The organism is Verrucomicrobiota bacterium (assembly GCA_016871675.1).
Lineage (GTDB): Bacteria > Verrucomicrobiota > Verrucomicrobiia > Limisphaerales > VHCN01 > VHCN01.
In genome coordinates this window covers 20,810-27,169 of sequence record VHCN01000049.1, presented here as the reverse complement: position 1 = coordinate 27,169, position 6,360 = coordinate 20,810, and the positions used below count along the sequence as shown (strand labels likewise).

The following is a 6,360-nucleotide window of genomic DNA, read 5'->3' as shown; positions in this document are numbered from 1 at the left end:
GATGCGGTACATGCCGACATTGCGCTCGCCGGTGTCGGGATCTTTGGTGACGACGCAGGGGAGCGTGATGAAACGGCCGCCGTCCAGCGGCCAGCATTTTTGGATGGGGAGGTTGAGCAAGGTCGAAGGCTGAAGGCTGAAGGCTGAAGGCTGATGCACATCAGGAGCCTTCGGCCAGGGCTCGGTTCGTGTGGGTGGAGCCTCGAATTTGTGGATGACTTCCTTGCAAGGGCCATCCTTCACGAGCTTCGGTTTGGCGTGGCGCAGGTCCATCGCCTGGCCGAGCAGCTTCATCGTATCTCGCAGCGACGTGGGCGGCTTGGCCTTCATCAACGAGCCGAGTTCGGCGGCGACTTCGTCAACCGAATTCGCGTTCAGGCTTAGAGCCATTCGTTTCCAGGAGCCCATCGTATTGATTGCCAGCGGAAATGGGGACACCACTCCGTTCACCGTGGGTTTCTCGATGAGCAGCGCTTTGCCGCCGCCCGGCGATTTCATCTGGCGGTCGGCGAGTTCCGTGATTTCGAGTTCGGTGGCGACGGGTTGCGTGATCCGGATCAACTCGCCCGCCTGGTCGAGTCGCTGCACGAAGTCGCGGAAGGAGTCGAACGCCATAGCGCAGCGAGCGTAGCAGCGCCGCGAGCGGAGGGAAAGCAGTCGTTCCCGCTTGATCCGCGTGCGTGTGCCAGTAGCTTCGCGCCGTGGACAAACGGGCTTGGATCATCGCCGGCGGTGCGCTTCCTGAGCGAGAAAGCCGGCGTGGACCCGAAGCGCCTCACCGCGGTCGGCTACGGTGAATTCCATCCCATCGCGGACAACGCCACACCCGAGGGCCGCGCGAAGAACCGGCGCATCGAACTCATCGTGATGCCGGAGGATCTGCTGAAGGCGAAGGCCGCTGCGAAGACGGAGTAGCTCGCAGGACTTTCTACTCGCCAACCTGCGGCGCGCGGCTAGCCTGCCGCACGCTATGGTCCCGCTTCGATTGCCTTCGCTCGCGCTTGTCGCCGCCGTCGTTGCGTCCGCTTCGCAAGCCTTTGCGGCCACGCCGACAAACGCCGGCAACCGCCTCACGTATCTCGACAACGACGACCCGTTCTATCCGCATCGCGATTTCCCCAAGCTCATCACCCCGCAATGGGTCGGGGAGCCGGGCGTTGAGGCGGTCGTGATCCTCGCGATTGACGACATGCGGGACACGAAGCGTTACGAGACTTTCCTGCGGCCCATTCTAGAACGGCTCAAGAGAATGGACGGACGCGCGCCGGTCAGCATCATGGTGAACATCGTCACGACCAACGACGCGCCGCAACTTGAGGCGTGGCTCAAGGAAGGCCTCTCGCTCGACGTCCACACGCTCGCGCATCCATGCCCGCTGCTGCAAAGGGGCAGCTTCACCAATGCGGCGAACACCTATCACGGCGGCGTGGACCTGCTCGCGTCCGTCCCCGGCAACAAACCGGTGGCCTTCCGAATGCCGTGCTGCGACTCGATGAACTCGCCCAGCCCGCGCTTCTACGCGGAGATGTTCAACCGCGCCTCGCCGAACGGACATTTCCTCACGATTGATTCTTCCGTGATGTGCGTACCCACGACGAACGACACTTCGCTCCCGCGCGAACTGGTGCTCGACGCGCAGGGCCGCGAGCGTTTCCGAAAATACTTTCCGGCGCAGACAAACGCGGTGACGAGGAAATCCCTCGCGAACTTCGGCACGTGGATCGAGGACTATCCGTATCCCTACGTCATCAACAAGGTCTGCTGGGAGTTCCCCGCGATGGTGCCGAGCGACTGGGAGGCGTTCAACCTGCACGGCCCGACCAACCCCATCACGCTCGCGGACTGGAAGGCCGCGCTCGACGCCGTCGTGCGCAAGCAGGGCGTGTTCACGTGGATATTCCATCCGCACGGCTGGAGCAGCGCGGCGCAGATCGTGGAGTTCATTGACCATGCGGAGCGCACGCACGGCAAGAAGGTGAAGTTTCTGACGTTCCGCGAGGCGCAGGAGCGGCTGGACAAGAATCTGCTGAAGGGAAATCCACTGCGAGATGCCAGGGGTGGTGAGAACGGCGTGCGGCTGCTTGATGTGAACAATGACGGGCTGATGGACGTGGTGGTTGGAAATGAGGTGACCCGCTTCTGCCGCCTTTGGAATTCTGAGCAACGAACCTGGACTGAGATTGCGTTTCCGTTGATGATTGGGTCGAACCTCACGTCGCGTGACAATACAGGAGGCGAGAAGCACATTGCAGCCACCGAGGGACGCACGAGGTTTTCAGTCCTAGCCGACGACGGAAAGCCATCCGTCCTCGGGCTCAGCCTCGGAGGTCGTCAAGTTCGAGGACGCCTGTCATTTTGGGATTTCGATGGCAAGGAGTGGGTGGAGAGCGCTCATCGGACGAACGGCATTCCTGGTGATGTGAGGACGCAGATGGCTTTCCTGCCGACGCGTCCTAGCCCACCGGACACAAACTCCCTGACGATAGAGAAGCTGGCACAAGGATTCACTCCCGACACCGGCGTCCGCTTCCGCGACATGGACCACGACGGCATCTGCGAGTTGATCGTCGCCAACGAATCGCAGCAGGCGATCTTCCAATGGTCCGAGAAGGACAAGGCGTGGTGGAAGCTCGGCGCCGGATGGCCCAAGGGAGTCTCGTTCGTGGACCACGCGGGACGCGACAACGGCGTGCGCTTTGCCGATGCGAATGGCGACGGTTTCGAGGATTTGCTCGTCTCAAACGAGAAGGGTTTTTCACTTCATCTCTACATCGCCACCCCACGAGGCAATCTCGGCTGGGCCAAAGGCTGGACTTACAAACAGCGCGAGGGGAAACGCGAACCCCTCACCCGGCCGTTGGCCACTCTCTCCCCATCCGATGGGGAGAGGGCCGGAGTGAGAGGCACTTCGGTCGAATCAAGCGCCCGCGACATCCCATCGTTCGTCCGCGATAGCGAGCACCGCAACAACGGCGCATGGTTCCATCGCGGGCAACTTTTCGTGCAGAACGAGGACACCGCGCACCTGCCGGATGTCGTTCATCGCATGGCTTTCAGCGACTTGCTCACGGGCGACGAACCGCCGCCGTCGTCGCCCGCCGGATCGCTCGCTGCCATGCAGGTTCGTCCCGGTTTCAAGGTCGAACTCGTCGCGAGCGAACCGCTCGTGATGGACCCGGTCGCCTTCGAATGGGGCGCGGACGGACGGCTCTGGGTCGTCGAGATGCACGACTATCCGAGTGGCGTGCCGGACAGGACGCAGGTCGCCGCCAACGCGGCGGGTTCGCCAACATCGACCGCGGCGGCCGCCCGACCCACCATGCGACCCGCCGGCCGCGTCATCTTTCTCGAAGACACGGACGGCGACGGGCGCTACGACAAGCGCGCCGTTTTCCTGGACGGCTTGAACTTCCCGAATGGCGTCATGCCGTGGCGCAAGGGCGTGCTCGTGAGCGCTGCGCCGGACATTGTTTATGCGGAGGACACCGACGGCGACGGCCGAGCGGATGTGAAGCGAGTGTTGTTCACCGGCTTCCGCGAGGGCAACCAGCAACACCGCATCAACGGCTTCGAGTTTGGTCTCGACGGCTGGGTCTACGCGGCGAACGGCGACAGCGGAGGATTGATCCAGCGCGTCGGCGGCGTGTTGTCCGGCCCGGTGACGGGCAATTCACCTCCCATTGACATCCGCGGCCACGACCTCCGCTTCAAGCCGGACACGGGCGAAATCGAACTCGTCGCGGGACAAACGCAGTTCGGCCGGCGGCGCGACGACTGGGGGAACTGGTTTGGCAACAACAACCCGAACTGGCTCTGGCATTATCACGTCCCCATCCACTACCTGAAGCGCAACCCGCAACTCGTCGTGAAATCCACGCGCACGATGCTCGCGAACTACACGCCGCCGAACCAGGTCTTCACCGTCGGCTCGCGGCAGCAGCGCTTCAACTGGCCCGACCGCGTCAACGAAGTCACCAGCGCCAACAGCCCGTCCCCGTATCGCGACGACCTCTTCGGGCCGGAGTTCGCCACAAGCGTGTTCATCAGCGAGCCGGCGAACAACGTCGTCCACCGCGAAGTGCTCGAGCCGGACGGCGTGAGCTTCAAGAGCCAGCGCGCGCCCGACGAGCAGAAGCGCGAGTTCCTCGCGTCGTCCGACAACTGGTTCCGCCCGACAATGCTCAAGACCGGCCCCGACGGCGCGCTCTACATCGCGGACATGTATCGGCTCATCATCGAGCACCCGGAGTATTTCCCGGAGGAGCTGAAGAGCCGCCCCGACATGCGCGACGGCGACGACAAGGGGCGCATCTGGCGCGTGGTTCCCGAGGGGAAGCCGCTGCGAAAGGTTCCGAATCTCGCGAAGCTCAACACGACCGAACTCGTCGCGGCGATGGACTCGCCAAACGGCTGGCAACGGGACACCGTGCAGCGGTTGCTCGTCGACTCCGGATCCGCGACGACGGGGATGAGTGAAATCCGGCCGACACCGTTTCGCAGCCCGGATGCGCGCGTGCGACTGCAATGGCTTGCAACCCTCGAAGCGTGCGCCCGCGCCGAGTTGACCGACCTCGCGCTCTGCCTGAAGGATCCGAATCCCGGTGTCCGCGAGTTTGCGGTCGCCATCGCCGAGCGTCACATGCCTTCCATCCTCGCCCGTTACAATGTGGCGTCGAAGCAACTCGCACCGGCTGGAAACGGCGCGGAGGCGGCGAAGCGGAACTACGGCGAGGGGCAGGTCTTGGAGGCGCTGATACGGTTGCCACAGGATGAATCGCCGCGTGTCCGGACGCAGCTTGCCTATTCGCTCGGCGCCAGTGACGCGCCCGCGGCGGCGGCGATGCTCGCCCTGCTTGCGTTGAAAGACCCGGACTCCTCCCCGCTGCAAACGGCCGTGCTGTCTTCCGCCTCGAAGCATGCGGGCGAAATGCTCGCCCTCGTGTTTGAATATGGCGACCCCGTCAGGCCGGCGTCCGCGCTCATCGAGCAGTTGATGGGGCTGACGGTGTCGGGGAATGATCCGAATGCGCTGTTGAAGCCGCTCGCGAAAGTCGGGACGCCTGAAGCGCGCGGGTTCGCGCCGTGGCAATTCAGCGCGCTGGCGGGTCTGGTGGAGGCGCTCGAACGGCGCGGCTCGACGCTTGGGAAGCTGTCGGCCGGCGGCTCGGCAGAATTGCGAGGGCGAATCTCAAACCTCGACCGCCTGTTCATCCAGGCCCGCGCAGACGCCTCGCTCCAATCCGCCATCCGCAACCCGCAATCCGCAAGCGCCGCCACCCGCCTGCTCGCGCGCGGGCCCACCGAGCAGGACGCCGACATCGCCCGGCTCATCGCGCTGCTGCACCCGACCTCGCCACCCGAGGTCCAGCAGGCCGCGATGACCAGCCTCAAGAAGCTCGCGTCGCCGCTCGTCGCGGAGAGTTTGCTCGCGAAGTGGAACGAGTTGATGCCCGCGGTGCGCGGCGAGGCCTTGTCCGCGCTGTTGAGCCGCGCGGAGTGGACGCAGTCGTTGCTCGGCGCCATCGAGGCCGGCAAGCTCACGGCCAGCGCGCTCGGACTCGCGCAGCAGCAGGTGTTGCTCGCGCACACGCAGCCCGCGATCCGTGAGCGCGCGGCGAAGCTCTTCACGCGCGTGAACCCCGACCGCGCCAAAGTCATCGAACGCTTCAAGGGCGTGGAGGCGCTGACGGGCAACGCGCAACGCGGCGGTGCCGTGTTCGGTGGGCTGTGCGGCACGTGCCATCGCGTCGGCGGCGGCGGGCGCGGCGGAGTCGGGCCGGACCTCGGCACGGTCGCGGACAAGCCCGTGTCGCAATTGCTCACGGCCATTCTCGACCCGAGTCAGGCGGTGGACCCTGCCTACGTGTACTACATCGGCTACACGAAGGATTTTCGCGACGTCAGCGGCATCATCGTGGCCGAGACGCCGAACAGCATCACCCTCCGCAACGCGGGCGGCCAGGACGACACCGTGCTGCGCGCCGACCTCGTGGAGCTGAAGACCGGCGGCCTCTCGATGATGCCCGAAGGGTTGGAGGCGAATTTGAACCCGCAGGCAATGGCTGACCTGATTGCGTTCATCAAGAGCGGCGCGGGCGCGGCACCGAAGCGGCGATGAGTTGCCGGGTTCCTCCGAATCCTAATCGTCATCTTGATCCCATTCCTCAGTGCGGGGGCGAAGGCCCGGGGAGGGCGATGACGACGAGACGTTCGATGAGGGTGAATCCGCAATCCGACTTCTTGGAGGGAGCGACTCGAAAGGTCAAAGGCGACTTGGCTCGAAGGTCCGCCCAAAACCTTAGGTGAATAAGTGTGCAGCGAAAAAGCCCTTTCGGCCCAGCCTGCTCACCCAAGAGCTTA

General features: G+C 64.4%; 3 protein-coding genes. 2 read left to right on the top strand and 1 reads right to left on the bottom strand.

What is annotated here, in order from left to right:
• On the bottom strand, window positions 1-615 hold a 615-nt coding region (locus FJ386_10970; GenBank protein ID MBM3877227.1), incomplete at its 3' end, for a menaquinone biosynthesis decarboxylase.
• 117 nt (window positions 616-732) lie between these two features.
• Between FJ386_10970 and FJ386_10965 the strand changes: the two genes are divergently transcribed.
• Both FJ386_10965 and FJ386_10960 read left to right on the top strand, forming a co-directional pair.
• Window positions 733-915: an OmpA family protein gene (locus tag FJ386_10965; GenBank protein ID MBM3877226.1), complete on the top strand. Its 183-nt coding sequence runs from the start codon at window positions 733-735 to the stop codon at window positions 913-915.
• Window positions 916-970: 55 nt separating this feature from the next.
• A complete protein-coding gene (locus FJ386_10960) occupies window positions 971-6,118 on the top strand; it encodes a c-type cytochrome (protein MBM3877225.1) in 5,148 nt (1,715 codons plus the stop codon).
• The last annotated feature ends 242 nt before the right edge of the window (window positions 6,119-6,360 follow it).

Bases quoted from the DNA above. Each gene is read 5' to 3' on its own strand.
- FJ386_10960 (MBM3877225.1), top strand. From the start codon at position 971: ATGGTCCCGCTTCGATTGCCTTCGCTCGCGCTTGTCGCCGCCGTCGTT.